This window comes from Mesorhizobium sp. M8A.F.Ca.ET.021.01.1.1, assembly GCF_003998025.1.
Lineage (GTDB): Bacteria > Pseudomonadota > Alphaproteobacteria > Rhizobiales > Rhizobiaceae > Mesorhizobium.
Map to the genome: position 1 here is coordinate 1 of NZ_RZSJ01000844.1, position 1,852 is coordinate 1,852.

General features: G+C 63.7%; 2 protein-coding genes. Both read right to left on the reverse strand.

Annotation, left to right across the window (positions count from 1 at the left end):
* On the reverse strand, window positions 1-600 hold a 600-nt coding region (gene rarD, locus EOA36_RS34640; RefSeq protein WP_127281156.1), incomplete at its 3' end, for an EamA family transporter RarD.
* An 82-nt stretch (window positions 601-682) separates the two neighbouring features.
* Window positions 683-1,852: alpha-isopropylmalate synthase regulatory domain-containing protein (locus EOA36_RS34645; RefSeq protein ID WP_127281157.1), on the reverse strand; the 1,170-nt coding region annotated here is incomplete at its 5' end.

Sequence of the window (1,852 nt, forward strand, 5' to 3'; positions counted from 1 at the left end):
GCCCAGCGCCGGCACCGACAGCAAAAGCACTTCGAGCAGGAAACCCTGGCTGGGGCCGATCGGCAGCGTCTTGCGGAAGAAGCCGTAGGCGGCGAAGGAAAACGCCAACGCCAGCGACACCCAGGGCAGCTTGCCGCCATCGATCGTCAGTACGGCGACGGCAACCGCGGCAAGCGCCACCGCCGCGATCTGCAGCCGGTCGAGCCGTTCGCCAAGCAGCAGCGCGCCGACCACGACGTTGACCAGCGGGTTGATGTAATAGCCGAGGGCTGTCTCGACGGTGCGGTCGACGGCGATCGCCCAGACGTAAATGCCCCAGTTTACCGAAATCAACGCCGCCGTCAGCGCCGCCATGGCGATGGTACGGGGCGAGCGGATCGCCGCCTTGAAATCGGCCGTGCGGCCGGCCCAGACCAGGACCGCCGCGGCAATCGGCAGCGACCAGACGATGCGATGTGCAATGACCTCGGCAAGCGGCAGATGCGCCACCGCCTTCATGTAGAAGGGCAGCAACCCCCACAAGAGATAAGCGCCCAGCGCCAGCAAGAAGCCGCGGCGGGCTTTTGAATCTGTATCGGAGGCAATTGCTTCAGCGGCCATGGCCCAACGCTATGGCCCAGTAACCTTGGCAAGACCATCGCAAAGTTCTGATGGATCAATGGACTTTCGCTGATGGTTCAACTTACTCCGCAGCCACCAGCCCCGCCATCTCGCGGTTCTTCATCAGCTTGTAGATGATTGAATCCATCAGCGCCTGGAACGATGCGTCAATAATGTTTTCGGAGACACCGACCGTCCACCAGCGGGCGCCGGTGCCGTCATGCGATTCGATGAGCACGCGGGTGATGGCCTCGGTGCCGCCATTGAGGATACGCACCTTGAAGTCGGCGAGTTCGAGATCGGCGATCTCGTTCTGGTATCTGCCGAGATCCTTGCGGAGCGCGATGTCGAGCGCGTTGACCGGGCCATGGCCCTCGGCCACCGACATCTTCTCCTCGCCCTCGACCAGCACCTTGACCACCGCTTCCGATACCGTCTTCAACTGTCCGTTGGCATCGAAGCGGCGCTCGATCATGCAGCGGAACGAGGTGACGTGGAAGAACTCGGGCAGGCCATGCAGCATCTTGCGCGCCAGGAGTTCGAAGGAGGCGTCGGCGCCCTCATAGGCATAGCCCGACGCCTCACGCTCCTTGACCACGGATATCAGGGCGTCGAGCCGGTGATCGTCCTTCGGCACATCGATGCCGCGCCGCTTCAACTCGGCGAGGAAATTGGCCTTGCCGCCCTGGTCAGAGACCATGACGCGGCGACGGTTGCCCACGGATTCCGGCGGCACGTGCTCATAAGTCGCCGGCTCCTTGGCAAGCGCGGAAGCATGAATGCCGGCCTTGGTGGCAAAGGCGGACGAGCCGACATAGGGGGCCTGCGCTTCCGGGGCACGGTTCAACAATTCGTCGAAGGCGCGGGACAGCCTTGAGATGCCGGTCAGCGATTCGGCTGAAATTCCAGTCTCGAAGCGGTCGGCGAAAGCCGGCTTCAGCGCCAGCGTCGGCACGATGGAGATCAGATTGGCGTTGCCGCAGCGCTCGCCAATGCCGTTCAGCGTGCCCTGGATCTGACGCACGCCGGCTTCGACGGCGGCAAGGGAATTGGCCACCGCCTGGCCGGTGTCGTCATGGGCGTGGATGCCGAGATGCTGGCCCGGGATGCCCGCGGCGATGACCTTTTCAACGATTGCCCGCACTTCGGAGGGCTGCGTGCCGCCATTGGTGTCGCAAAGCACCACCCAGCGCGCGCCGGCATCATAAGCTGTCTTCGCGCAGGCAAGCGCATAGTCCGGGTTGGCCTTGAA